Origin of the sequence: Hymenobacter chitinivorans DSM 11115 (assembly GCF_002797555.1) — a bacterium.
Classification (GTDB): domain Bacteria; phylum Bacteroidota; class Bacteroidia; order Cytophagales; family Hymenobacteraceae; genus Hymenobacter; species Hymenobacter chitinivorans.
This window is the reverse complement of the sequence record NZ_PGFA01000002.1, coordinates 440,254-465,485: the sequence shown is the minus strand read 5'-3', so window position 1 is coordinate 465,485 and position 25,232 is coordinate 440,254. Positions and strand designations below refer to the sequence as shown.

General features: G+C 60.6%; 23 protein-coding genes and 1 riboswitch. Of the genes, 17 read left to right on the top strand and 6 right to left on the bottom strand.

Annotation, left to right across the window (positions count from 1 at the left end; translation table 11 throughout):
- Positions 1-17 precede the first annotated feature (17 nt).
- Positions 18-126, bottom strand: a riboswitch (TPP riboswitch).
- A 204-nt stretch (positions 127-330) separates the two neighbouring features.
- Positions 331-573: a hypothetical protein gene (locus tag CLV45_RS15635; protein ID WP_100337394.1), complete on the top strand. Its 243-nt coding sequence runs from the start codon at positions 331-333 to the stop codon at positions 571-573.
- A gap of 131 nt (positions 574-704) precedes the next feature.
- On the opposite strand, the gene CLV45_RS15630 is transcribed toward CLV45_RS15635, so the two are convergent.
- The 4 genes from CLV45_RS15630 to pnuC are packed head-to-tail and all read right to left on the bottom strand — an operon-like array spanning position 705 to position 3,225.
- Complete coding sequence (locus tag CLV45_RS15630) at positions 705-1,124, bottom strand: GNAT family N-acetyltransferase (RefSeq protein WP_100337393.1); 420 nt, start codon at positions 1,122-1,124, stop codon at positions 705-707.
- A gap of 12 nt (positions 1,125-1,136) precedes the next feature.
- Positions 1,137-2,024, bottom strand: a complete 888-nt coding sequence (locus CLV45_RS15625) for an aldose 1-epimerase family protein (protein WP_100337392.1) — start codon at positions 2,022-2,024, stop codon at positions 1,137-1,139.
- Positions 2,025-2,047: 23 nt separating this feature from the next.
- Positions 2,048-2,596, bottom strand: a complete 549-nt coding sequence (locus CLV45_RS15620; RefSeq protein WP_100337391.1) for an AAA family ATPase — start codon at positions 2,594-2,596, stop codon at positions 2,048-2,050.
- On the bottom strand, positions 2,596-3,225 hold the full coding sequence (gene pnuC / locus CLV45_RS15615; protein WP_157807557.1) for a nicotinamide riboside transporter PnuC: 630 nt from the start codon (positions 3,223-3,225) through the stop codon (positions 2,596-2,598). Before pnuC ends, CLV45_RS15620 begins: the two co-directional genes overlap by 1 nt.
- A 121-nt stretch (positions 3,226-3,346) precedes the next feature.
- On the opposite strand from pnuC, the gene CLV45_RS15610 reads away from it, so the two are divergent.
- The 11 genes from CLV45_RS15610 to CLV45_RS15560 all read left to right on the top strand — a co-directional run bounded on the left by CLV45_RS15610 (position 3,347) and on the right by CLV45_RS15560 (position 17,694).
- The gene (locus CLV45_RS15610) at positions 3,347-3,670 is read left to right on the top strand and encodes a rhodanese-like domain-containing protein (protein ID WP_100337389.1); all 324 of its coding nucleotides are present in this window, start codon (positions 3,347-3,349) and stop codon (positions 3,668-3,670) included.
- 93 nt (positions 3,671-3,763) lie between these two features.
- Positions 3,764-6,298, top strand: coding sequence for an ATP-dependent helicase HrpB (gene hrpB, locus CLV45_RS15605; protein ID WP_100337388.1), 2,535 nt, complete (start codon positions 3,764-3,766; stop codon positions 6,296-6,298).
- Between the two features lie 218 nt (positions 6,299-6,516).
- Positions 6,517-7,329: a DUF2490 domain-containing protein gene (locus CLV45_RS15600; protein ID WP_100337387.1), complete on the top strand. Its 813-nt coding sequence runs from the start codon at positions 6,517-6,519 to the stop codon at positions 7,327-7,329.
- An 85-nt stretch (positions 7,330-7,414) separates the two neighbouring features.
- Entirely contained in the window at positions 7,415-8,887 is a 1,473-nt protein-coding gene (gene guaB / locus CLV45_RS15595) for an IMP dehydrogenase (RefSeq protein ID WP_100337386.1), read from the top strand.
- A gap of 188 nt (positions 8,888-9,075) precedes the next feature.
- Positions 9,076-11,172, top strand: coding sequence for a PP2C family protein-serine/threonine phosphatase (locus tag CLV45_RS15590; RefSeq protein WP_100337385.1), 2,097 nt, complete (start codon positions 9,076-9,078; stop codon positions 11,170-11,172).
- 14 nt (positions 11,173-11,186) lie between these two features.
- Positions 11,187-11,516 (top strand): STAS domain-containing protein, encoded by a 330-nt coding sequence (locus CLV45_RS15585; RefSeq protein WP_100337384.1) that lies wholly within the window; start codon positions 11,187-11,189, stop codon positions 11,514-11,516.
- A 21-nt stretch (positions 11,517-11,537) separates the two neighbouring features.
- On the top strand, positions 11,538-11,951 hold the full coding sequence (locus CLV45_RS15580; protein WP_100337383.1) for an ATP-binding protein: 414 nt from the start codon (positions 11,538-11,540) through the stop codon (positions 11,949-11,951).
- A gap of 169 nt (positions 11,952-12,120) precedes the next feature.
- Positions 12,121-14,421: a peptidylprolyl isomerase gene (locus tag CLV45_RS15575; RefSeq protein WP_100337382.1), complete on the top strand. Its 2,301-nt coding sequence runs from the start codon at positions 12,121-12,123 to the stop codon at positions 14,419-14,421.
- A gap of 266 nt (positions 14,422-14,687) precedes the next feature.
- Positions 14,688-16,076, top strand: a complete 1,389-nt coding sequence (locus CLV45_RS15570; protein WP_100337381.1) for a peptidylprolyl isomerase — start codon at positions 14,688-14,690, stop codon at positions 16,074-16,076.
- 116 nt (positions 16,077-16,192) lie between these two features.
- Positions 16,193-17,158: an AAA family ATPase gene (locus CLV45_RS15565; RefSeq protein ID WP_100337380.1), complete on the top strand. Its 966-nt coding sequence runs from the start codon at positions 16,193-16,195 to the stop codon at positions 17,156-17,158.
- Between the two features lie 89 nt (positions 17,159-17,247).
- Positions 17,248-17,694 (top strand): hypothetical protein, encoded by a 447-nt coding sequence (locus tag CLV45_RS15560; protein ID WP_100337379.1) that lies wholly within the window; start codon positions 17,248-17,250, stop codon positions 17,692-17,694.
- A gap of 72 nt (positions 17,695-17,766) precedes the next feature.
- On the opposite strand, the gene CLV45_RS15555 is transcribed toward CLV45_RS15560, so the two are convergent.
- On the bottom strand, positions 17,767-18,654 hold the full coding sequence (locus tag CLV45_RS15555) for an SDR family NAD(P)-dependent oxidoreductase (protein ID WP_100337378.1): 888 nt from the start codon (positions 18,652-18,654) through the stop codon (positions 17,767-17,769).
- Between the two features lie 189 nt (positions 18,655-18,843).
- Here CLV45_RS15555 and CLV45_RS15550 point away from each other — a divergent pair, with 189 nt between their 5' ends.
- Entirely contained in the window at positions 18,844-19,419 is a 576-nt protein-coding gene (locus tag CLV45_RS15550; RefSeq protein ID WP_100337377.1) for a GNAT family N-acetyltransferase, read from the top strand.
- Between the two features lie 10 nt (positions 19,420-19,429).
- Here the strand turns inward: CLV45_RS15550 and CLV45_RS15545 are convergent, their stop codons facing one another.
- Positions 19,430-20,533: a hypothetical protein gene (locus CLV45_RS15545; protein ID WP_157807555.1), complete on the bottom strand. Its 1,104-nt coding sequence runs from the start codon at positions 20,531-20,533 to the stop codon at positions 19,430-19,432.
- Between the two features lie 270 nt (positions 20,534-20,803).
- On the opposite strand from CLV45_RS15545, the gene recA reads away from it, so the two are divergent.
- The 4 genes from recA to CLV45_RS15525 all read left to right on the top strand — a co-directional run bounded on the left by recA (position 20,804) and on the right by CLV45_RS15525 (position 25,197).
- The gene (gene recA, locus CLV45_RS15540) at positions 20,804-21,886 is read left to right on the top strand and encodes a recombinase RecA (protein WP_100337375.1); all 1,083 of its coding nucleotides are present in this window, start codon (positions 20,804-20,806) and stop codon (positions 21,884-21,886) included.
- Between the two features lie 261 nt (positions 21,887-22,147).
- Positions 22,148-22,918 carry a DUF3108 domain-containing protein gene (locus tag CLV45_RS15535; RefSeq protein ID WP_245882884.1) on the top strand — a complete coding sequence of 257 codons (771 nt, stop codon included), beginning with the start codon at positions 22,148-22,150 and terminating at the stop codon, positions 22,916-22,918.
- A gap of 323 nt (positions 22,919-23,241) precedes the next feature.
- Positions 23,242-23,940: a response regulator transcription factor gene (locus CLV45_RS15530; protein ID WP_245882901.1), complete on the top strand. Its 699-nt coding sequence runs from the start codon at positions 23,242-23,244 to the stop codon at positions 23,938-23,940.
- Between the two features lie 165 nt (positions 23,941-24,105).
- Positions 24,106-25,197 carry a sensor histidine kinase gene (locus CLV45_RS15525; protein WP_100337372.1) on the top strand — a complete coding sequence of 364 codons (1,092 nt, stop codon included), beginning with the start codon at positions 24,106-24,108 and terminating at the stop codon, positions 25,195-25,197.
- Positions 25,198-25,232 lie beyond the last annotated feature (35 nt).

Below are 25,232 nucleotides of genomic sequence, written 5' to 3'. Positions count from 1 at the left end.
GGCGCAGCAGGTTTTCACGTTCGTGGATCGTTTGTTCCCTTCGCCGGCATTACCCGGGCAGGTTCAATGGGTATGATCTCAGCCCCACGGCAGCAAGCCGCTGGTGGGGCACCCCTAAAACTAAGCTGCAAAGCTAGAGCCCCGGCAAGGGAGTTCCAAATCAACGGCCTTTCCCTTTACTTTCGCCTGACAATCAACTATATTAGAACAGCTAATGACCGGGCCAGAAAAATTACGGCTTCCGAAAACATCCGCCCCGCCCGCTTCGTTAGCCAGATACAGCCTGCCGGCTCTGCTTTGTTCGCGTCGTCTTTTTTACCAGTTGCGGCCATGATCAGTCTCATCTACACGCTCGTGGTATTTGCCATTTTGGCTTACTTCATCGTGGCTCCGCGCCACCGCTACCAGCACCCGCCCTACACCGACGGCGACGACGACGGGGGCGAGCCGCTCGACGACGGCCTGCCCGACCTCGACCTGCCGCCGGGCATTTCCCGGCCCATCAACGACTGGGAGCCCGACTACGGCCGCCCCAGCACCCCGGTGCGGCCCCTGGAAACAATTACGCTCTAGCGCCGCTTATACAAAGCAAAGCGGCCTTTCTGCCCTGCTGCTCCCGGTTCATCGTGGCTGATACCGGAAGCAACCGGGTGAAAAGGCCGCTTTTTCGTGCTTTTGGTAGCGGCAGCTTCGCGCTACTTCGGCTACAGCCCGACGCGCATGCGCTGGTAAGGAATGTCGCCTTTGTAAAATACCGGCCCTTCGCCCACCATGCCAAAGCGCTGGTAAAAGGCCGCAGCATCTTGGCGGGCGTCGCACCACAGCTGGCCGGCGCCCAGCTGCCGGGCCTCCTGCATGACGCGCTCCAGCAACCGGGAGCCAATGCCCTGCTTTTGCCACTCGGGCGCGGTGGCAAACTTGCGGAAGCGGGCCTGCCCGGCATCCACGAACAGGGAAATAACGGCTACCAGCTCCTCGCCCAGAAAAGCGCCGAAATGGTAGCCAGCTCCGTCATTTTCGACCTGCACATACTCCCGAGGCTTATCGGGCCAGAGTACCGCGTGGCGCAGCGGGTAGGTCTGCTCGGGGGTAATGGGGCGAATGGCAACTGAGGGCGTAGTCATTGGGGCGGCTGGTTAAACTACGGCAATGGAATACTCCGCCGCGTAGGTTTGGCCGGGCCGCAGCGTCAGGATGCCTTCTTTGTCGGCCAGCTCTACCGGGCCGCCCACCGCGCCGGCTATGCCCTGCCAGGGCTCCACGCACACGAAGGGCGCGCCTTTTTCTTTTGTCCAGAGGCCCAGGAAGGGAAAGCCGTCGAAGCGCAGGCGCACGGCCCGGTCGGAGGCGAAGCTGCGCAGGGTGAGGTGGGTAAAGTCGAAGTGCTTAAACACCAGCGCATCCTGGGCAAACAGCTCGTAGGTCAGGGGCATTTCGGTTTCCTCGTGCAATACGGGCGCCGTTTGGCCCGTGAGCAGGCCGCCCTGCAGCAAGTGGCGCTCCAACGTCACGGGGTGGTCGAAGTGGAAAAAGTAGTCCTCGAACTTCTCCTCCGGCATCAGCGGGCAGCGGAACGCCGGGTGGGCCCCGATGCTGAACAGTAGCTCCTCGGCGGCGGCGGGGTTGGTTACTTCCCACTTCACGGTGAGCTGCAAGCCGCGCAGCTGGTAGCGGATGCGCAGCACGAACTCGAACGGGTACGCGGCCCGGCTGGCTTCGTCGGCCTGCAGCTCGAAGGTCAGCGCCTCTTCGGTTTGCTCGACCAGGGCAAACTCCCGGTCCCGGGCAAAGCCGTGCTGGGACAATGTGTATTCCTGGCCCTGGTGCAGATAAGTGTCGTTGGGCAGGCGGCCCACGATGGGAAACAGCACCGGGGCGTGGCGGCCCCACACGGCCGGGTCGGCGGGCCAGATATATTCCAGGTCGGCTATTTCGGGCAGGTCTTTGCGCACTAAGCTGCTCAGCTCGGCGCCGTGGCGGTTCACTACCACGCGGCACTGGTCGTTTTCGAGCGTGTACTTCATGAATGGGCTAACTACATCGGGTTTTACACTAACCCAGTACGAGCCGCGGCGGGTTTGGTATCAGCCAGCAGGGCATCCACGAAAAAGCAGGCCTGCTCCAGCCGCTGCTCCGGCGTGCCGCTGATTTCGGCGTAGTTGGACATCAGGCTGCTGAGCTCGGCCTGGTAAATGGAGTAGAAATACTGGCGGTGGTGGGGGTGCTCCCGCAGCGGGTCGGCCTCCCAGGGAATGTCTACGCCCAGCAGCAGCACCAAATCGTAGTGCTGCTGCTCGATGCGCTGCTTGACCCACTCCGGGCACTGTCCAAAGGCGTGTTCGGCCCAGACCTTGATAACGAGCAGGTCGGTGTCGCAGAACACGACGCGGTGGGCCCGGGCCGCGGCTTCTTCCTCGGCCGCCACCTGCCCGCGGGCAATGACGTTTAGGTCGTCGAGGGTGTAGCTGGGCCCGTGGGTTTCCAGGTAGCTGCGGGCGTATTCCGGGGCCCAGGTGGTCTGGTAATGTTCGGCCAGCTGGCGGCTGAGCGTGGTTTTGCCCGTCGATTCGGGGCCGGTAAGAGCTACGCGCAGCATCAGGCAACGGGGGTTTCGGTGGAGGCTGCCGCCGCGCGGGCGGCCCGGCGCCACTCCACGTAGCCGTAGGCGGCCAGAATCAGGTACACGGCGTACAGCCCGCTGGTCGGATAGAGCTGCTTATACCAGAGGATGGGCACGTAAATCAGGTCGACCACCAGCCAGATCAGCCAGTTTTCGAGCCGCTTGCGGGTAAGCAAATACTGGGCGCCCAGGCTGGCGGCGGTGGTAAAACTGTCCCAGTGCGGCAGGGCCGCATCGGTGTAGTGCTGCAAGTAATAGCCGAAGCCCAGGGTAAACACCGTCACGCCGACGATAACCACCGCCCACTCCCGGGGCCGGGTGCGCGTCACGAGCAGGGCCGTGTTGCGGGTGCCGCCGTAGAGCCATTCGTACCAGCCGTACACGCTCATCAGGATGAAGAAACCCTGCAGGATACTGTCGGAGTAGAGCTGGCTGCGGAAATACACCACCGCAAACAGGGCGCAGCTGAAAATGGCCACCGGGAAATTCCAGAGCGACTCGCGGGCCGCCAGCCACACGCAGGCAAAACCGGTAATGACGGCCACCCATTCCAGCGGGGAGTTGCCCGCGGCGGAAGTCCAGAACTCGTACAGGGAATGTAGCAACGGCAGCGGCGTTTGGCGGCAAATTCGGGTTTAATCCGGACCCGCAAGCCCGGCAAAGGCCAAAGCTAACCAGTCACCCGCTAATTTTACGGACTCTGCTCACTTTTGCCCGCCCCGCGCTATGCTCCCCGAAATAACTCCCGAAGACCTGCACGCCCGCCTCCAACAGGGTGAGGCCCTGCACCTGCTCGACGTGCGGGAGCCCATGGAATTCGATTATTGCCAGCTTTCGGGCAGCCAGCTGATTCCCCTGGGCGAAATTGCCCGGCGCTGGGAAGAAGTGCCCACCGACCAGCCCGTGGTTCTGATTTGCCACCACGGCGTCCGTTCGGCCCAGGCCCTGTCGTTTTTGCAGCACCGCCACGGCCTGACGAATTTGCTCAACCTGCGCGGCGGCATCCACGCCTGGTCGGTGCGCGTCGACCCCACGGTGCCGGTCTATTGATTCTAGTGAAATAGGTAGACGGTGAAATGGGGAGGGCCGTCCACGATACCAGAACGTCAAACTCCCCATCTCACCATTTCACTAGTTCACCGTTTGCGCCTGCCCGACCTCCCGATATGCGCCGCTCTGCCCGAGCTGCTGACCACGCTGGCCGCCACCAACTGCGCCGTGCTGCAAGCCCCGCCCGGGGCCGGCAAAACGACCGTGGTACCCCTGGCTTTGCTGGAAGCCGATTGGATGCCGCCCACCGGCCGTATTATCGTGCTGGAGCCGCGCCGCCTGGCCGCCCGCGCCGCCGCGGCCCGCATGGCCAGTATTCTGGGTGAGCCGGTGGGCCAAACCGTGGGCTACCGGGTGCGCCTGGAAAGCCGGGTATCGGCCCAAACGCGCATTGAAGTAGCCACCGAGGTGATTCTGACCCGGATGCTGCAGGACGACCCCGCCCTGGAAGGCGTGGCGGCCGTGCTCTTCGACGAATTTCACGAGCGGAGCCTGCAAGCTGATTTGGGCCTGGCCCTGGCCCTCGACGCCCAAGCCGTGCTCCGCCCCGATTTGCGCCTGCTCATCATGAGTGCCACGCTGGAAGCCGAGCGGCTGGGCAGCTGGCTCAAGGCGCCCGTGGTGCGCAGCGCCGGCCTGCAGCATCCGGTCGGGACGCACTACTTGCCCCCGGCCCGGGTGGCCGCCGCCGGTAGCCGGCCCACTGAGCGGCTAGCCGACCTGACCCCGGCCCTGGTGCGCGAGGCGTTGAGCAAACACGCCGAGGGCGACGTACTGGTGTTTTTGCCCGGCCTGGCCGACCAGCGCCGCACCGCCGACAAGCTCGCCGGGGCCGTGGCGCCCACCGTGGATATTCACGTGCTGCACGGGGAACTGCCGGCCGAGCAGCAGGACGCCGCCCTACGCCCCGCCCCGCGCGGCCGGCGCAAAGTGGTATTGGCCACCAGCATTGCCGAAACCAGCCTCACCATCGAGGGCGTGCAGATTGTGGTAGATGGCGGCTACGCCCGCGTGCCGCAGTTTGAGCCCCGCACCGGCCTGACCACCCTGGCCACTGTGCCCGTGAGTCAGGCCGCGGCCGACCAGCGCCGGGGCCGGGCCGGCCGCCTGGGGCCCGGTACCTGCTACCGCCTCTGGACCGAAGCCGAGCACAGCCAGCGCCCGGCCCACCTGCCGCCCGAAATCCTGACCGCCGACCTCAGCGGCCTGGCGTTGGAGCTGGCCTTGTGGGGCACCCAGGACCCGGCCACCCTGCGCTGGCTCGATGCCCCGCCGGCTGCCGCCCTGGCCCAGGCCCGCGACCTGCTGGTACGGCTCGGAGCGCTTACCAAGGAAGGCCAGCCCACGCCCCACGGCCGCACGCTGGCGGGTCTGGGACTTATTCCGCGCCTGGGACACTTGGTTATTCGGGGCAAGGAAGTGGGCCACGGCGCCACGGCCTGCGCATTGGCGGCCCTGCTCACGGAGCGCGACATCCTGCGCCTGGCCGACGGGACCCCCGCCCCGCCTGACTTGCGCCTGCGGGTGGAAGCCCTCAGTACCGGCCGGGCCCCACTGCCCGGCCTCGTGCCCGATGCCGGGGCCGTGCGCCGGGTGCGCGAAGCCGCCGCCGTGCTCCGCAACCGCGCCCACGTGCGGGACTCGGTCCTGGAAGCCGATGTAGCCGGCTTGCTAGCGGGCCTGGCTTACCCCGACCGGCTGGCCCAGCGCGAAACGCCCGAACGGGTGCGCCTTATTACCGGGCAGCGCGCCGCCCTGCCAGCCGAGCACTTCAGCCCGGGCACCACGTATTTTGGCGTCGCTCACCTGGATGGTCCGCCCCACGCCCCGCGCGCGGCCCTGGCCGCGCCCATCGGGCGGGAAGAGCTGGAGCAATATTTCCCGGACCTCATTGAAAACCTGGAGGAAGTGCGCTGGGATGCCCCGGCCGGGCGCGTAGTAGCCCGGCGCATCCGCCGGCTCGGAGCCATTACCCTGACCGAAACGGCCCTGACCCAGCCCGCGCCTGAAGCCGTGGCGGCTGCCTTGCTCGACGGGCTGCGTCAGAGCGGCATAGCCCGCTTGCCCTGGACGGATGAGGCCCGGCAAACCCGGGAGCGGCTGGCCTTTGCCCACCATCTTTTTCCGGCGGAGTGGCCCGATGTATCGGATGAAGCGCTGCTGGCGGCCTTGCCCGAGTGGCTGGGCCCCTACCTGGACGGACTCCGAACCATGGCCGAAGTCAATCGTCTGCCCCTCGGGGAAGCGCTGCTCAACTGGTTGCCCGGGGGCTGGGCCCAGCAGCAGGAGCTGCACCGCCTCGCACCCGCCCACTGCACCGTTCCCAGCGGCTCGAATATCACGCTCGACTACTCCAACCCCGCCGCCCCCGTGCTGGCTGTGCGCCTGCAGGAAGTGTTTGGCCTCCTCGATACGCCTACCGTGGGACAAGGCCGGGTGCCGCTCACGATGCACTTGTTGTCGCCGGCCCGGCGGCCGGTGCAGGTCACCCGCGACCTGCGCAGCTTCTGGAACACGGGTTACTTCGAGGTGCGCAAAGACCTGCGGGGCCGCTACCCCAAGCACCACTGGCCCGACAACCCACTGGAAGCGCCGGCCACCCGGGGCACTAAGAAACGGCCGGGTTAAAAGTCAATTTCGGCTTTGCGTCAGCTCTGAATTCTGGGATTGGTCAATCTTACCAACCAAGCCAGATACCAGCAGTTCCTAGGGGCCAAGCGTCTGAATTGAAGCTTTTAACCAGCTGGCCACTTCACTTCCGCCGGCCAATGTTATCATTTGCCTTCCAGCAGAAAATACAATCATAACAATTTGGTAATACGGGTAACAATTGCGTAACATTAGCTATGCTTGTTCCCGCCGCCCGCACCTGCTTTCTGATGGCCCTCTTTGCCCTGGGGGCAGTAGGCGGCTGGGCCCAAAATCCCACCCTGGGCAAAAGTCAACCCCTGACTACCGCCGCCTGGCTTTCCCTGGCCGGTGACGCCCGCATTGCGGACCACTGGGGCACCCATGCCGAAGCGCAGTGGCGGCAAGCCAAAGGGGTTGGGGCGGCCCATCAGAACCTGCTCCGCCTCGGCCTGACCTACCATGCCACCGCGGCTCTGCAGCTTACCGCCGGCTATGGGCTGCTGCTTACCGCTGCCCAGCGCGACGCCCCGGGAACTGTTGCCCTGCCGGAGCACCGCCTCTATGAACAGTTGGTAATCAACGACTCCCAGAACCGGCTGCAGCTGCAGCACCGCTACCGCCTGGAGCAACGCTGGGTGCAGCTGGCCGAGCAAACGGCCCCCACTTATCTGAACCGGATCCGCTACCAGCTGCGCTTGACCTATCCGTTGTCGGGCCCCACGCTGAAGCCGGGTGGCGCCTACGCAGTAGCCGCCGACGAACTGTTTCTCGGCTTTGGCCGCCACGTCGAGCACGGCATTTTCGACCAGAATCGGGCCTACGCCGCCCTGGGCTATCAAGTACTGAAGTCGTTGGCAGTGGAAGTCGGCTACCAAAACCAGCTGGCTCCGCCCAACAGTGCCGCCACTTTTGGCAGCACGCACTCAGTACAGCTCGGGCTGCAGTTCAGCCCCGATTTCCGACCCGCCGCCTTGCTGACCACGACCCAGGAGGCAGGCGCAAAGGAGGCTTCGACCCGCAAAAATTAGAGCCAGCCAAATCTTAGCATGCGCTTACCCAATTTTTCGTCGTAGTTTTGCCCGGCAATAAGTGGAACCTAATCATCTTATTGCCATGGCCAACGCGCTGCCAAAAATTGCCTTCGAGGCGCTTACCTACGACGACGTCCTGCTGCTACCTGCCTATTCGGAGGTATTGCCCCGCGACGCGGACCCCAGCTCCCAGCTTACCCGCAACATCCGCCTCAAGCTCCCGTTCGTCTCGGCTGCCATGGATACCGTGACCGAAGCCGATATGGCCATTGCTATGGCCCAGGAAGGCGGCATCGGCATCATTCACAAAAACATGAGCATCAAGGCCCAGGCCGAACTGGTGCGCCGCGTGAAACGCTCGGAGAGCGGGATGATTCTGGACCCGTTTACCCTGGAAGAAACCGCCTCCCTCGGCGACGCCAAACGCCTGATGCGCGACAATAAAATTGGCGGCATCCCGATTGTCGACAACCAGCGCCGCCTCAAGGGCATCCTGACCAACCGCGACCTGCGCTTTGAAAAGGACATGGACCGGTCGGTAGCTGAGGTGATGACCAAAGAAAAGCTCGTGACGGCCACGGCGGGCACCGAACTGGCCCACGCCGAAGAAATCCTGCAGGAATCGAAGGTGGAAAAGCTGCCGGTAATCGATACCGAAGGCCGCCTGGTGGGCCTCATCACCTACCGCGACATTCGTAAGCGCCGCCGCAGCCCCAACGCCTGCAAGGACGAATTCGGCCGCTTGCGCGTGGGGGCCGCCGTGGGCGTAACACCCGACCTGCTGGACCGGGTAGCGGCCCTGGTGGAAGCCGGCGTGGATGTGGTGAGCGTGGATACGGCCCACGGCCACAGCAAAGGCGTGCTCGACGCGGTGCGCAACATCAAAACCAAATTCCCCAAGCTGGAAGTCATTGCCGGCAACGTGGCCACTGCCGCCGGAGCCCGCGCCCTGGCCGATGCCGGCGCCGATGCCGTGAAAGTCGGTGTGGGTCCCGGCTCGATCTGCACCACCCGCATTATTGCCGGTATCGGCGTACCCCAGCTTTCGGCCGTGATGGAAGCTGCCCGCGGCCTGGAAGGCACCGGTGTCCCGCTCATTGCCGATGGCGGCGTGAAGTTCAGCGGCGACGCGGTGAAAGCCCTGGCCGGGGGTGCCTCCAGCATCATGGTGGGCTCGTTGCTGGCCGGCACCGAGGAAGCACCCGGCGAAGTAACGCTCTACGAAGGCCGCAAGTACAAGTCGTACCGCGGCATGGGCTCGGTGGAAGCCATGGAAGAAGGCTCCAAGGACCGCTACTTCCAGGATGCCGAAGACGACGTGAAAAAGCTGGTGCCCGAGGGCATCGTGGGCCGGGTTCCGTACAAGGGCGCGGCCAGTGAGGTACTGTACCAATTGGCTGGGGGCCTGCGGGCCGGCATGGGCTACTGCGGGGCCGCTACCATCGAAGACCTGCAGCAGGCCCAGATGGTACGCATTACCGGCGCCGGCCTGCGCGAGAGTCACCCCCACGACGTGCAGATAACCCGGGAAGCGCCCAACTACAGCAGCCGCTAACCTTTCCTGCCAAATATTGTATAAGAGGCCAATCGTCGGGCGCGACGATTGGCCTCTTTTTTTGCAACTTCGTAGGGGTAGCACGCCCTGAGCCGGGCATTTCGGCAAATTTGCGAATCTGGCCGTATCTTGCGCCTATATCCCGGTAAGGCTGATTCCGTGCCGCCGTTAGCATTTTACTCATTTTCATGCCCTTCCGACAGAAGCTGAAAGCTATTGTATTGCCCTTCACCGTGCTGAGCTGGCTGATACTGCTTATCAGTACCCTGTTGCACGCCAGCCCCACTGCCGCCCGCCGCGTGGGTCTGACGCCGGAATGGGTGACGCTGCTGGCCCAGGCGGCTTTCGTAGCCGGCATGTTTGTGTACCAGCGCAGCCGCCCCGACCCGCTGCGCGGTACCGATTTCGTGGGCTTGCTGCGCCGACTGGTGCTGGGTCCGGGCCTGCTAGCCACCGTGTGCGTGGTACTGCACCTGCTGGAGCGCTTCATTCAGTACGAGCAGCCCAGCGCCGACCGGATGCTGTTTGCCAGCATTTATACCATCAACCTGGCACTGTTCGTCATTTTCCTGGCTTACACCAACTATTCCTGGCGCTCCTTGGTGCTGTTTCGCTCCTCGCCTAGTTTGCGCCGGGCCTGGCTGTGGTTTGAGCTGCTGCTGGGCGGTACGCTGCTGTTCCGCTTGTTTTCCTGGTCGCCGCCCGAGCCCGTGGCCTACTTTATCCTGGGCGGCCTAGCCGTGTATGGCGTGTATTTGAGCGGCAACCAGAAATGGGTGGCCTACCTCAACCGCCGCCAGAAGTGGGAAGTGGTCTTCCTGCAGCTGGCTTTGCTGCTGTGCCTGGGCATTTTCACGATGTACTTCCTGCGCATCGCCCAAGACCCCAAGCTGGTGGCCCCCGAGCCCCAGCACGCCTTTTTGCTGCTAACCGTATTCTTTGCCGGCTTCTATTCACTGGCGGGTTTGCTGGTAACGTTTTTCAACCTACCCACGGCGGGCGTGTTCGAACAGAAGCGCGACGAAATCCTGAGCCTGCAGCGCCTGACCCAGCTGATTCAGAAGGGCCAGACGGAGGAGGAAGTGTACCAGATGCTGTTTGAGGCCGCCATCCAGACCGTGGAGGCCGACGCCGCCTGGCTCGACGTGGAAACCGACGGGCAACTGCGCATCGGGCAGCGCTACCAGATCAGCGAGGAGCATTTAGCCGCCATCCGCACCCTGCTCGCCGACTACAACCTGGGCCAGATTGAGTACCTCAACAACGACTTAGCCAACAGCAGCGGCTTCCGCGGCCTGGAGCTGCCCTACGGCTCCCTGATTGTGATGCCCATGCGCTCGGCCAAGCGGCAGTACGGCGCCCTGTATATGCTCAAGGAGCAGCGCCAGAGCTTCGACCGCGAAAACCTGGGCATTCTGCAAACCTTTACCAGCCAGACGGTGCTCAGCATCGAAAACCTGCAGCTGGTGGCCGCTTCTTTGCAAAACGAGCGGGTGAAGGAAGAGCTCAAAATTGCCTCTTCGGTGCAGGATAGCCTCATTCCCAAGGACCTGCCCATCGACAACTGGTTTGAAATTGGCTCTCACGCCCTGGCGGCCAAGGAAGTGGGCGGCGACTTCTACGACTTCCTGCACTTACCCGGCAAGCGGCTGGCTATTCTCATCGGCGACGTATCGGGCAAAGGCATTACGGCCGCCTTCCACATGGCCCAGATGAAGGGAATTTTCCACGCCCTGATGCAGGAAAATCCGCTGGCTAAGGACGACCGGGAGAAGTTTCCGGTGCCCAGCAAGTTTATGTCGATGGCCAACCGGGCCCTGACCCACTGCCTGGAAAAATCGTCGTTTATCACCGCCTCGCTCTACATCATTGATTATGAACACGGTGGCTTTGTATTTGCCCGCGCCGGCCACTGCCACACGCTCTACTATCACTCCATCAAGGAGGAAGTTTCGTACTTCCACACCGCGGGCCTGGGGTTGGGAATTATTCGCAACGATTCGTACGAAAAGCACATCAAAAACCAGTTCTACGACTACAATCCGGGCGACGTGATGGTCATTTATACTGATGGCATCGTAGAAGCCCGGGGGGCCAACCAGGAAGAGTACGGTGAGGAGCGTCTCAAACAGCAGCTCGAGCACACGTATTACTTGGAGGCCAACGAAATCAAAGAACACATTCTGGCTGATCTGGCCGAGTTTAGCAAGGGTCAGCCCATGCACGATGACCAGACGCTGCTCGTTATCAAGTTCAAGGCAGCTCAACCAGAAGCAACAATTTAACGTACAGTGGAGGCATGAAAATAAATCAACAAACCACCGAAAATACCCTCACCCTCAGCCTCGACGGCGAGCTGGACGCCAGCTCTTCCGTTTTGCTGGATACCGAGCTGACCAAGCCCGAAGTACTCGACTACAAGAAAGTGCTCATTGACTGCCAGCGCCTCAACTATATTTCGTCGGCGGGCTTGGGGGTTTTCATTTCCCACCTGCAGCGCTTTCAGGATGCCAACGTGAAGCTGGTATTCTTCAACATGCAGGAAAAAGTCCACAACGTCTTCGAAATTCTGGGCCTGGACGCCCTGATGACTATCGTGCCTTCCGAGGCCGAAGCCACTGCTATTTAAGCTTCAGGGGTACAGGAGGGAATGGAAAACGCAATCCGCATCAGCTGTAGCCGCCACAACCTCAAGGTGGTGCGCGATTTTGTAAGCAGCTACCTGGCTGCTTATGGCCTGTCGGATTTGCAGCTCAACCAGATTATTCTGGCCGTCGATGAAGTAGTGGCCAACCTGATTATCCACGCCAACCACGAGGATGAGTCCCAGTTTCTGGACTTGCGGGTGATGATGGAAAAGCAGGTTTTCGAAATTGAAATTGAGGACGACAGCAAATCTTCCTACCAGCCTTCCTTATACAAAGAGCCCGATTTGCAGGAGCACATCCGCGTCGGCAAGAAAGGCGGCGTAGGCATGACTCTCGTCAACCGTATCATGGACCGGGTCGAGTTTACGACCACGGGCACCCACAACGTGTGCCGCCTCTATAAACGCATTGGGTAAGCCAAAATCCACCCGAAAAAGCCCTTCCCGTCGGAAGGGCTTTTTTTATGCCCGAGGCCGAACTTGCCCGGCAGCGGCAGCCCAAAAAAAATGCGTAAAATTGCGTCAGTCAGCCTTCCGTCCTTTCCCCTCCCGGTGGCTGTACGCTTTGTAGTATCTTACTTATTGTATGCACAAACGCATTTTGTACGCCGGCCCGCTGGCCGCTGCCCTGCTGGCCGCTGGCTGCCAGACTACCAAATCAGTTACCACCGCCAAACAGCCCGTCATTGAAACGCTCGGGACCCACGAGGTGCCCGCCGGGGAGTTTGCGTACGTGTATCGTAAGAACAACGGCACTGCGCCCGAGTTTGGCACCCGTCCCAGCGTGCAGGAGTACCTGGACCTGTACACCAACTTCAAGCTCAAGGTGCTGGAAGCCGAGCAGCGCGGCCTCGATACCACCCAGGCTTTCAAGCGCGAGCTGGAAGGCTATAAACAGCAGCTGGCCCAGCCCTACCTGACGGAAAAGAGCGTAACCGACCAGCTGGTGCGCGAGGCCTACGACCGGATGAGCAAGGAGGTCAGTGCCTCCCACATCCTGATTCGCCTGGCCCCCGACGCCGCCCCGGCCGATACGCTGGTTGCCTACAACAAAATCGTGGCCCTGCGCCAGCGCGTTACCGGCGGAGAAGACTTCAACAAAGTAGCCGCCGAAACCTCCGAGGACCCCTCCGCCCGCGACAATGGCGGCAAGCTGGGTTACTTCACGGCCATGCAGATGGTCTACCCGTTTGAGTCTGCCGCGTACCGCACCAAAGTGGGCGAAATCTCGCAGCCGGTGCGTACCCGCTTCGGCTACCACCTCATCAAGGTGAACGATGTGCGCACGGCCCAGGGCGAAATCAAAGTGGCTCACCTCATGATTCGGGCCACGCCCAGCATGCCCAAGGCCGACTCGGTTACGGCCAAAAAGAAAATTGATGAGCTCTACAGCCGCCTGCAGCGCAAGGAGCCCTGGGAAAAGCTGGTAGCCCAGTTTTCGGAAGACGCCGGCTCGGCCGCCAACGGCGGGGAACTGCCCCCCTTCGGCACGGGCCGCATGATTCCCTCCTTCGAGGAAGCCGCTTTCCGCCTTCAGAACCCCGGCGACTTGTCGGCCCCCGTGCAGACGCCCTACGGCTGGCACATCATCAAGCTGATTGAAAAGCAGCCCGTGCCCAAGTTTGAGGACATGGAAGCCTCGCTGAAAAGCAAGGTGTCGAAAGACTCCCGCTCGGAGCTGAACCGCGCCGCTTTCCTGAAGCGCATCCGCACCGAAAACCAATTTACCGAGAACAAAGCCGGTAAAGACTACGTGTTTGCCAAAGCCGACACGTCGCTGGTCAACGGCCGCTTTAAGTACACGGCCCCCGCCGCCCCCGCCAAGGCCAGCAAGACCGTGGGCGACAATACGGCCCTGTTTACCATCAAAGACAAGCCCTACCTGGTAAAGGACTTCCTGACCTACGTGCAGCAAAACCAGCGTGCCAAGGCCGGAGCCGACCCCAAGTTTAGCATGCAGCAGCTCTACGACCAGTACGTGGACCAAACGCTGACCGATTACGAAAAAGCCAACCTGGAAACCAAGTACGAAGACTACCGCATGCTCGTGAAGGAGTACCGCGACGGAATTCTGCTGTTCCAGCTCATGGACGAGAAAGTGTGGTCCAAAGCCATTGAGGATACGGTGGGGCTGCAAAAGTTCTTCACCGAAAACCAGAGCAAGTACCAGTGGGAGCCGCGCGTGCAGGGTACCGTTATCAGCGCAGCCACTCCCGCCCTGCTCCAGCAGGCCCAGACCCAACTGAAGGCTGGCCGCTACCAGGTGAAGCGCGTCGTGCCCCAAACGGTTAATTTCCAGCCCGGCAAAGTCACCATCCTGAAGGCCGATTGGGCCAACCTGGAACGTCTGGCTAGCCGACTGGTATCCGACACTACGCTGACGCTCACCGTAACGGGCCACCCCAAGCGGGGGGAAGCAGCAGGCCTCGCCGCTGCGCGCGCAACCCGGGTGAAATCGTACTTGGTAGGCAAAGGTGCCGTAGCCCGCCGCATCACGACGACGACCGTCAAAACCGCTACCGCCGACGGAGCCGCCACGTTGGCCCTGACCAGCACCAGCCCCACGGCCCTGGAGGAAAGCCTCAACGAGCAGAACCCGCTGGCCGTGCAGATTCAGCAGCGCAGCTTCCAGAAAGGCGACAACAAAGTGGTGGATGAGCTCCTGAGCAAAGGCCCCGGCTCTTACACCGTCAACAAAGACGGCCGCTACTACGCCGTGACCATCGACAAGGTGCTGCCCGCCGGCCCTAAAACGCTGACCGAAGCCCGCGGCCAAGCCACTTCCGACTACCAGAACTTCCTGGAGAAGCAGTGGATTGCGCAGCTGCGCGAGCAGTACCCGGTGAAAATCAACCAGCCCGAAGTCGATAAGCTGGTCACTAAATAAACGGCCCGGACTTTCCGGCGCTACTCCTGCCAGAAGCCTCGGTTGATGCCGGGGCTTCTTTTTTGCTGGCGCCACCCATGCAACGCCCCGGCCCCCGCCCGACTCCTTAGGCTACTTCCCGGCCTGCGGCGGCACCTAAACCGTTGTTTTTGCCGGAGAAAGGATTTATGTTGAAATTTACGGGCGACTTTCTGCGTTTCAGAAGTCGGCTGGCCCCGGCAAGTGCAGCACGCACGGCTGCCGCGGGCATTACTCTTTTCGATTCCATGATTCAATTCGTTCGTACGTCGGCCCGCGTGGCCCTGCTTGGCATGGGTTTGCTGGCCGGCACAGTTAGTACAAGTTTCGCCCAGCTTGGTATCGGGCGCCCCGCCGGTCGGCAGATTGCGGATGCTATTATCGTGAAGGTCGACAACCAGATTGTGCTGCGTTCCGACCTGGAAATTGCCTACGCCCAGCAGGTGCAGCAGGCCCAGGGCAAGCCCCTGCCGCCCGACCTGCGCTGCAAAATCCTGCAGAGCATCGTGCTCAACAAGCTGATGCTGGCCAAGGCCGAAACCGACTCGGTGGTGGTCGAAGACAGCCAGGTGAAAAATGAGCTGGACCGCCGCATGGCGTATTTCGTGCAGCAGATTGGCTCCGAGAAAAAGCTGGAGGAGTACTATAACAAGCCCCTTAAGCAGCTCAAGGACGACCTGCGCCCCCAGGTGAAGGAGCAGCTGATCCAGCAGAAAATGCAGGAGCAGATTGCCGGCAAAGTCACCGTGACCCCGCGCGAGGTGCGCCAGTACTTCAACCGGATTCCCAAAGACAGCCTGCCCTACTACTCCACGGAGGTGGAAGTAGGCCAGATTGTGAAGCTGGCCCAAGTTAACCCCAAGGCCAAACAGGAAACCATTGCCAAGCTTAACGACATCCGGGCCCGGATTCAGGGTGGGGAAAGCTTCGAAACCCTGGCCAAGCAATACTCGGAAGACCCCGGCTCCGGGGCGCAGGGCGGCTACCTGGGCTTTTTTAAGCGCCGGGAGCTGGTGCCCGAGTACGAGGCGGCCGCGCTGAAGCTGGAGCCCGGTCAACTCTCGCCCATCGTCGAGTCGCAGTTCGGCTTTCACCTGATTCAGCTCATTGAGCGCAAAGGGGACAGCTACAGCACCCGCCACATCCTGCTCAAGCCCACTTCGGGCGGCAACGACGTGAACGAAGCCGCTAACCAGCTGGCCAAGCTGCGCCGCCGCATCCTGGGCGACAGTATCTCGTTTGCCAAGGCGGCCAAGGATATGTCGGATGACAAGCAAACCAGCGGCAACGGCGGTTTGCTGCCCAACCGCCAGGACGGCGGCACCTATCTGCCCCTCGATAAGCTCGACCCAGCCATCTTCTTTACCATCGACACGATGAAAGTGGGCCACATCACTCCGCCCCTGCCCTACCGCACCGACGACGGCAAGGACGCCATGCGCATCATTTGGCTCAAGTCGAACACCCCGCCCCACCAGGCCAACCTGAAGGACGACTACCAGAAAATTGCCCAGGCGGCCCTGACCGAAAAGAAAAACAAGGCGCTGGATGAGTGGTTCCTCAAAAACCGCGGCTCCGTCTTCCTCGAAGCCGACCCGCAGTACGCCGACTGCAAACTGCTGGACGCGGTTTATTAACGGTGAGTGATTGAGTGATTGAGTGAGTTTTATGTTCTGGCAGCGCATTTAGCGCGGTAAAACAACTCTCTCTATTATTCATTCACTCATTCGCTACTTCACTCATTCACTTCTTCATGCGCACTTTCTCTTCTGATAAAGAAGCTGCCGACGCCCTGGCCGCCTCCTACCGTACGTTGCGCCAGGAAATCGGCAAGGTCATTATTGGCCAGGATGAGGTTGTCCGGCTGGTCTTGACGGCCGTGTTTTCCCAGGGCCACTGCCTGCTGGTGGGCGTGCCGGGTTTGGCCAAAACCCTGCTGATTCAAACCATTGCCGACTCGCTCGACTTGTCCTTCAACCGGATTCAGTTCACGCCCGACCTGATGCCTTCCGACATCGTGGGCTCGGAGACGATGAACCAGCAGCGCGACTTCCAGTTTGTGAAAGGACCCGTGTTTGCCAACATCGTGCTGGCCGACGAAATCAACCGGACGCCGCCCAAAACCCAGGCCGCCCTGCTCGAAAGCATGCAGGAGTACGCCGTGACCGTGGCCGGTAAGCGTTACGGGCTGGAGCGGCCGTTCTTCGTGCTGGCCACCCAGAACCCGATTGAGCAGGAAGGCACCTACCCGCTGCCCGAAGCCCAGCTCGACCGGTTTATGTTCAACATCGAGCTAGGCTACCCCAGCTACGAGGCCGAGCTGCAGATTGTGAAGAATACAACGTCCGACAAGAAGCCGAGCGTCAACAAAATCCTGCACTCCGACGATATTCAGGCCTATCAGCAGCTGGTGCGCCGCGTGCCCGTGGCCGACAACGTGGTGGAGTACGCCGTGAGTCTGGTGCACAAAACCCGGCCGAATACGGACCGGGCCGCAGCCCGCGTCAATCAGATGCTGGAATGGGGCGCCGGGCCGCGGGCCTCGCAGCACCTGATTGTGGGGGCCAAGTGCAACGCCCTGCTCAACGGCAAATACTCCCCTGACATCGAAGACGTGAAAGCCATTGCCGGCCCGATTCTGCGCCACCGCCTGGTGCGCAACTTCAAGGCCGAAGCCGAAGGCATCAGCATCGACCAAATCGTCAAAGAATTACTGTAGAGGTGTTGATTGATAGTTGTTGAACATACCAGTCCACGATTGTCAATCAGCTCCCAACAATCATCAACCAACAACCAACCCTTTTCCCTGTGGAAGTCCTCGGCTACTATCAGCAATTTGAGCGCAACATCGGCATCATCCTCGACGCGCTGCGGGCCGGCCTTGATTTGCGCACCACGCCCCTGGAAACTTCGCTGCCCCTGGAAGTCTACGTGCTTTGCGAAGTGCTCAACACGGCTGGCGCTACGTACCGCCTCACCACCGAAGGCCTAGCCCGCTTGGCGGAGTTCGAAGAGCAGTACCTGCGGCAGGAAGCCGAAACTGAAGCAATTATGCGCCGCATCCTGGAAGATAAACGCTCCTTTATGCGCACCCCCGAAGGCCGCGTGCTGACCAAGGAAATGCTGATTCGCCGCCTGGAGTATTTCAACGAAACGGCCCGCCTGGTCAACGTAATGCGCATTCAGCAGGCCCTGGGCAGCCCCGTACAGTACCAGCACCCCCACCTGAGCACCGGCGTGGCCCTAAAAAAGTAGCCCCAGTTTTTCGGAATACTAAAAAAGCCACCCGGTTGCGGGTGGCTTTTTTCTTTTGGCTTTGCGGCCCGTTTAGCTGCTCATGTGGCCCGTGTCTTCGGGCCGGATTTCGGCGTGCCCGTCCTGAGAATGGTTCAGCACCAACTCGCCGGCCGGCTCCTTTTTCAGCTCGCTCGGCACTTCCTCGCCGGGCAGGCTCTTGGAGGAAGTCACCCCGCCGTCCACGAAGTAGGTGGCGCCGGTTACGTAGCTGGCCTCGTCGGAAGCCAGGAATAGGTACACGTTGGCTACTTCCTCGGGCGTGCCGCGGCGGCCCATCGGGACGCCTTCCACCGTATTTTTCTCCATCTTTTTATCCATCGGACCGGTTTCCTTGTGGGTCCAGGCCGTATCGATGGGCCCCGGCCCCACGCAGTTGACCCGCACTCCGTACTTGGCCTGCTCCACGGCCAGGCCCTTGGAGAAAGTCATGACCCAGGCCTTGGTGCCGCCGTAGGGCGTGATGTTCGGGGAGCCCATCTGCCCGGCCTCCGAGCCGGCCGAAATGATGTTGCCCCGCGTTTTCTGCAAATACGGCAAGGCCGCCCGGCTCATGTGAAACACGGTGTAGATGTTGTTTTTAATCATGTACTCGAAGGCCTCCACCGGGTACTTGTCCAGCTCGTCGGTGGCCGGAAACACGCCGGCATTGTTCACCAGCACGTCGAGCTTGCCGAACTGACTCAGGGCTTGCTGCACGCAGGCTTCGGCCGTGGCCTGGTCGGAAATGTCGCCGGTGAAGGCCACCGCCCGGCCCCCGGCCGCTACAATGTCTTCTACGACCTCGCCCACCGGGTCTTCGGCAAAACCCACGACAACAACGGCGGCCCCCTCGCGGGCAAATTTCTTGCTGATGGCCTCGCCGATGCCCGCGCCACCGCCGGTAACAATAGCTACTTTGCCTTCCAATCTTCTGCTCATAATGCGTGTGGTTAAGTAAATAGATTTCCGAGCCCACCTGAAAAAGAGCCTGATTTTGCGGCTCGCGGCGTACGTCGGCTTTCAAACTTAACGGCATTCTGCAGTGGAGGTTATCCTAAAAGTCGAGCCGGGCGCCCCAACTTTCCAGCGGCCGCTGCGTGTAGGAAAAGGTGTTCTGGCCGTGTCCTTATGAGTATTGCTGAGCTGCCTCCCGCCCCCTCCCGTACGCCTATCCGCACCGCGCGCCTCACCCTGCGCCCCTACGCGCCCACCGACGCGGCAGCCTTCTTCACCGTCATCGACCAGAACCGGGAGCGGCTGCAGCCGGCCTTTCCTTCCCGGGTGGCCGCCGTCCAGACCCTGGCCGACGCCGAGCAGGTTTTGCTGGGCTATACCCAGGACTGGTACTCGCGCCGTCTGCTGGTACTCGGCATCTGGCACACCGAGGCGGGCACTTACTTGGGGGATATCAGCCTGAAGCCCGTCTGGGGCCGCACCGTCACGGCCGAAATCGGATATTACTTGGCCGCGGAAGCCGAAGGCCAGGGCTACGCCCAGGAAGCCCTGGCCGCCGCCGTAGCTTTTGGTTTCCAGATGCCGCTAGGCGCTGTTCGGCTCGATATCCGCTGCTACGCCACCAACCCGCGCAGCTGTGCCGTGGCCGAACGGGCCGGCTTCCGCCGCCTGCCGCCCCGGCCCCGGCTCTGGCCCCAGCGCCACCAGCCCGAAATCTATTACTATAGCCTCACGCCAGTAGCTGCGTAGCCGCTCTTCGTTATTTGTTACGGCGCAGCGTGGTGAGCAGAAATTCCTGGTTGAAGTTCAGATACAGGGCAAAGGAGAAGTCGATGGACTTGTTGCCCAAATCATACAGTGGCTCGAAGCGGGTGGTCAGCACGAGGTTATCGGCTAGCTGGTAGTCCTTCAGCACCCGCAAAATCAGCAGCTCCCGGTACCGCTCAGTGTATTGCGGGTCACTGACGGTCGACGAGATAGAGCGGTACAGGCGCCCGCCCAGCGGGGAGAAGTAGCCGTTACCCCGCCAGTAGGCCACCTGCAGATCCGACAGCTTGGTATTGAGCCCCGCATTCAGATAAATGCCGTAGCCCTTATCAAAGGCCAGCTCCTGGGTAAAGGAATAGTCGATAAACTGGGTAACGTAGCCATCAAAGGAAACCGCCTGAAACAGGTCGGAAGGCAGCTTTTTGCGCACCCGCAGGCCGGTAGCCAGGTTGAAATAAGTTTGCAGAGGCTTGTCCAGGGTGTCAATCTGCCCGCCGAGGTGCTTACCGGTAAACTGAAACGGAATGCCCACGCGCCAACCCAACGAGTCTTCCAGCACCGTGACTTCGGTGGCCAGGCCGCCGGCTACCTCCTCCTGGTAATTGCTGAAGCGGTACTGCTGCCGCTGCCAGTTCACCCAGGCGTCCAAGGTCAGCCGCCGGGTGGAGAGCAGGTACTGAGTGCCTTCCTCCAGCGGCGTGGTTAGTACCCGCTCGAAGTCGAACATGGGCTCGATGTAGCCGTGCTGCACGTGGCCCTGAATATTGCCCAGCAGCAGGCGGTGCGGGCCGTGCTGGTAAATGGCGGTAAACAAAGGCTGCACAATGCGCAGCTTTTCGGTGCCGTAGTCCTTCTGCAGAAAGATGCCCGCCTCCAGCCGAAACTTGGGGCTGGGGAAGTACACCAGCCGCGGGGCCAGCTGGGTGCCGTAGTAGGTGCGGCCGTCGTCAATCTTGTTGAAGTACTCGTTGTCCTTGTTGAAGAGGAGCCCACTAACCTGCAGGCGCAGCTGCTGGTCGTTTTCGGGCTTTAGGTCGATGGGACGGTAAAAGGCGCGGTTGTTGAGCTGGGCCCAACTTTTTGGGGCACCGGCCAACAAAAAAAACAACCCCAGAAAAGCCAACCCCACTGGTTTTAGCTGGGAATCAGGCACTAGCTTTGACAAAAATTTTAGCATTGAGTTATACCCCGAAATTCAGCAAATTTTTTTAGCATTGTGGGGACAAAATATAGCCCGGCTATGTTACCCATTGCCGACCAGGAACACCCCACGTCAGATGTCGTAAAAGGCCCTGATCGGGTTGTTTTAGCGGCTCAAAACGCCTACATTCACCAAACCTAAGCATTTATCCCTAACCCCATTCCAATGGCTGCACCCACCACTGATAAAGCTGTCAATGCCAACGTCGAGAAGATGAAGGCGCTTCAGCTCACGATGGACAAGCTTGACAAAGCTTACGGCAAAGGCACCGTCATGAAGCTGAGCGATGAGCGCGTGGTCGATATCCCGGCCATCAGCACCGGCTCGCTCGGTCTTGATATTGCGCTCGGCATCGGCGGCCTGCCCCGCGGCCGGGTCGTTGAAATCTACGGTCCCGAATCGAGCGGTAAAACCACGCTCACGATGCACTGCATCGCCGAGGCCCAGAAAAAAGGCGGTATCGCCGCGTTTATCGACGCCGAGCACGCCTTCGACAAGACCTACGCTGAAAAGCTGGGCATCGACACCACGAACCTGCTGATTGCTCAGCCCGACAACGGTGAGCAAGCCCTGGAAATAGCCGACCACCTGATTTCCTCGGGTGCCATCGACATCATCGTTATTGACTCCGTAGCCGCTCTGGTGCCCAAAGGCGAACTGGAAGGCGACATGGGCGACTCCAAGATGGGCTTGCAAGCCCGCCTGATGAGCCAGGCCCTGCGGAAGCTGACTGGTACCATCAACAAAACCGGCTGCTGCTGCATCTTCATCAACCAGCTGCGCGAAAAAATCGGCGTGATGTTCGGCAACCCCGAAACCACGACCGGTGGTAACGCCCTCAAATTCTACGCTTCGGTTCGTCTCGACATTCGTCGGATCGGCCAGATCAAAGAAGACAAGGACAACGTGACCGGCAACCGCACCAAGGTGAAGGTGGTGAAGAACAAAGTAGCGCCACCGTTCAAAGTGGTGGAGTTCGACATCATCTACGGCGAAGGCATCAGCAAAGTCGGTGAGATTCTCGACCTGGGCGTCGACATGGGCATTATTGCCAAGTCGGGCTCCTGGTTCTCCTACGAAGGCAACCGCCTCGGCCAGGGCCGCGAGGGCGTCAAGCAGATTCTGCTCGACAACCCCGAGCTGGCCGACAAAATCGAACAGCAGATTCGCGACATGGTGAAAGGTGAGCCCGCCGCCGCGCTGGCCGCCATTCCCACCGATGAGTCGACGGACGAAGACGACGAGTAAACTGCCTGGTTCATCGAAAAAAAGCCTTCCTACGAAAGTGGAAGGCTTTTTTTGTACGTATATTATTGGGCTGAAACTAAGTAAAGGAACTCCGTCCGCGCATTTGCGTTCCTTTTGCCCAAGTACGATGTAGTTTCTGCGCTTACTGGTATCTTTGCTGGCATCTCGTTTGAATAAGCATCGGCCAAAACCATTTTGCCGTTTTCCATGAACCGTCGCTGGCTCCTGTTTTCTCCGTTGCTTCTTGCTTTTAGTGCTGTTTTGTGGTCGTTTGATACGGCCAAAACCGAGCGCACCATTCCCAACAATAGCTTTACCAAGGGTGAAGTACTGCGCTATAAAGTGCACTACGGCCTGATCAACGCCGCCGAGGCCACCGTGGAGCTCTCCGACGAGATTCACAAGGTGAACGACCGGCCCTGCTACAAGGCCACCGTCACGGGCAAAACCACCGGCTCCTTCGACTTCTTCCTGCGCATCCGCGACACCTGGCGCTCCTACATCGATACGACGAGCATTTTGCCCCAGCGCTTCTTCCAGAACATCGAGGAGAACAGCTTCCGCAAAAAGGAGTACATGGATTTCGACCACAACAAGAACCTGGTGCAGGTCGAAACCCACCGCAAGCAGGACCCAGTTAAGAAAGGCTCCTTTAAAACCCCCGACAACATTCAGGACATCGTCAGCGGCTTTTACTTCCTGCGGACTCTGAACTACGACAACCGCAAAGTCGGTGAGGTCATCCGGGTGCAGGGCTTCTTCGACGACGAGGTCTTCAACATGGACGTCACCTACAAGGGCAAGGAAACGGTCGAAACGAAAGCCGGCGTGATTCGCGCCATTCGCCTCGTCCCGAAGATGCCCGAAAACAAGCTATTTAAAGGAGAAAACGCCGTGTCGGTGTACCTCTCCGACGACCGGAACAAAATTCCGGTGCTATTTCAGGCTGAAATGTTCGTCGGCTCCGTGAAAGTCGATATGTACAAGTACCAAGGCCTGCGAAACCGGTTGAATCTGGTGGCCAAAAATTGATTCCGTTTCTAAAAGCGACTCCGTCCGGGTCGCTTTTTTTTATGCCTTCCGCCCGTGCTTACGCTCTTTTCTTTCCTTATTCAACCAAACCTTAGACCATGTCGCTAACCGACGCCCTGCCGAAGAAGAGCCCCAAGCCCGTGCTGCGCAGCCTGGCGCCTTCCACCCTGCGACGGAAGCTGGCGGCCGTGGAATCGGTGCGCAACCTGCGGCAAACGCCCGCCCCGCTGGTGCCGCTTCACAAAAAGGTAACACGCGCTACCATCCGGCAGGAAGTATTTTTGACCTCGCGCATTTTCTTTTACCCTCAAACCCCACGCCCCGTGCACCCTACCCCTTCCTCCAACGCCTACAAGATTCTGGTAGTTGATGATGACCCGGACATCGTGGAACTGCTTGAGTATAACCTGCGCAAAGAAGGCTACCTCGTGGCCAGCGCCCCCGACGGCCGCAAAGCCCTGGAAGTAGCCCCCCAGTTTGACCCCGACATCATCCTGCTCGACGTGATGATGCCCCACCTCGACGGCATCGATACCTGCCGGCAGCTGCGGGCCATGGCGCGCTTCAAGGAAACCTACATCATCTTCCTCACGGCCCGGGCTGAGGAATTCTCGGAAGTAGCCGCCTTCGACGCCGGCGCCGACGACTTCATTGCCAAACCCATCAAGCCCCGGGCCCTGATGAGCCGCCTGGCCGCCTACGTGCGCCGCGACCATGAAACCTCGGCCGTATCGGAAACCATCGAAATCAACGGCCTGACCATTGACCGCACCGGCTTTGCCGTGTTTCAGGAAGGGCGCAAAATTTCGTTGCCCAAGAAGGAATTCGAGCTACTGGCCTTCCTGGCCGCCTCGCCCCACAAGGTTTTCGGCCGCGAGGAGCTGCTCCAGAATATTTGGGGCAACGACGTCTTCGTGCTGGCCCGCACCGTGGACGTGCACGTGCGCAAAGTGCGCGAAAAGGTCGGTGACCACCACATCCAGACCATCAAGGGCGTGGGCTACAAATTTAACGCCGACTAGGGCTTATACCGTAAGGTAAGCGTCATGCTGAGCTTATCGAAGCATCTCTACTGCAACAGTAATTAGGTTTTACTTTGGCGGGAGAGATGCTTCGATAAGCTCAGCATGACGTTCTTTTTTAACTTTATGAAGCGCTGTACTTTCTTACTTTTCAACCTTTCATAGGTGAATCTCTCGTCCCGCACCATTGCCAGCCTGATTGCCCTGCTCGTGGCCGGCGTGCTGGTTACGTTTGCCTGGGTGGCGCCCACGCTGCCGTTTCAGCAGGCCTCCCTGGCCATGGGCATCACCGTAGCGGCCTGCTTTCTGCTGGTATACCTCTCGTTTGAGGCCCTGCTGTTCCGGGAAATCAACAACATCTACGCCGGGCTGGAAAACATCAAGCGCAAGGAGTTTCGGCGGCTGTCCAACAAATTCTTGTTTCGACCCGAGCCGCTGAAGCGCATGCGGGACGAAATCCTGGAAATGGCCGAGCGTAAAGAGAAAGAAATTGACGAGCTCAAGCGCCTGCAGGTGCTGCGGCGCGAATTTCTGGCCGACGTGTCGCACGAGCTCAAAACGCCCATTTTCGCCGCCCAGGGCTTTCTGCACACTGTGTTGGATGGGGACATGGACGACGACTTCCTGCGCCAAAAGTTCCTGACCAAAGCCGCCACCAGCCTCGACACGCTAGACGCCTTGGTGCAGGACTTGGTGACCATTTCGCAGCTGGAAAAAGGAGTGGTGCGCATGCGCAAGCAGAACTTCGACCTGGCGGCCCTGGTCCGGGAAATTTTCGAGCAGCTTGAACTCAAAGCCGCCCAGCGCCACGTCACCCTGGAGCTTTTCCCACCCAGCCTCAGCACCGAGCCCCTTACCGTGCTGGCCGACCGCAACCGCATCCGGCAGGTGCTGGTCAACCTGATTGACAACGCCATCAAGTACGGCAAGGAAGCCGGCCACGTCACGGTGAGCCTCGTGGAAAGCAGCAAAACGGTCCGCGTAGCCGTGCGCGACGACGGGGCCGGCATCCCCAAGCAGCACCAGAACCGCATCTTCGAGCGGTTTTACCGCATCGACAAAAGCCGGTCCCGCGACTCGGGCGGCTCGGGCCTGGGTTTGGCTATCAGCAAGCATATTGTGGAGGCCCACAAGTCGGTCATTCGAGTCCGCAGCGAAATGGGCGTGGGCACCACTCTGGAATTTAAGCTGCCCAAGCCGCGCCTGCCCAAAGCGCCTACCGAAGCCCCGGCCGAAGTTAGTGCGCCCGAGGCCTAAGCTTCCCAAGACTTCGGCGTACCTTTGCGGCCCGC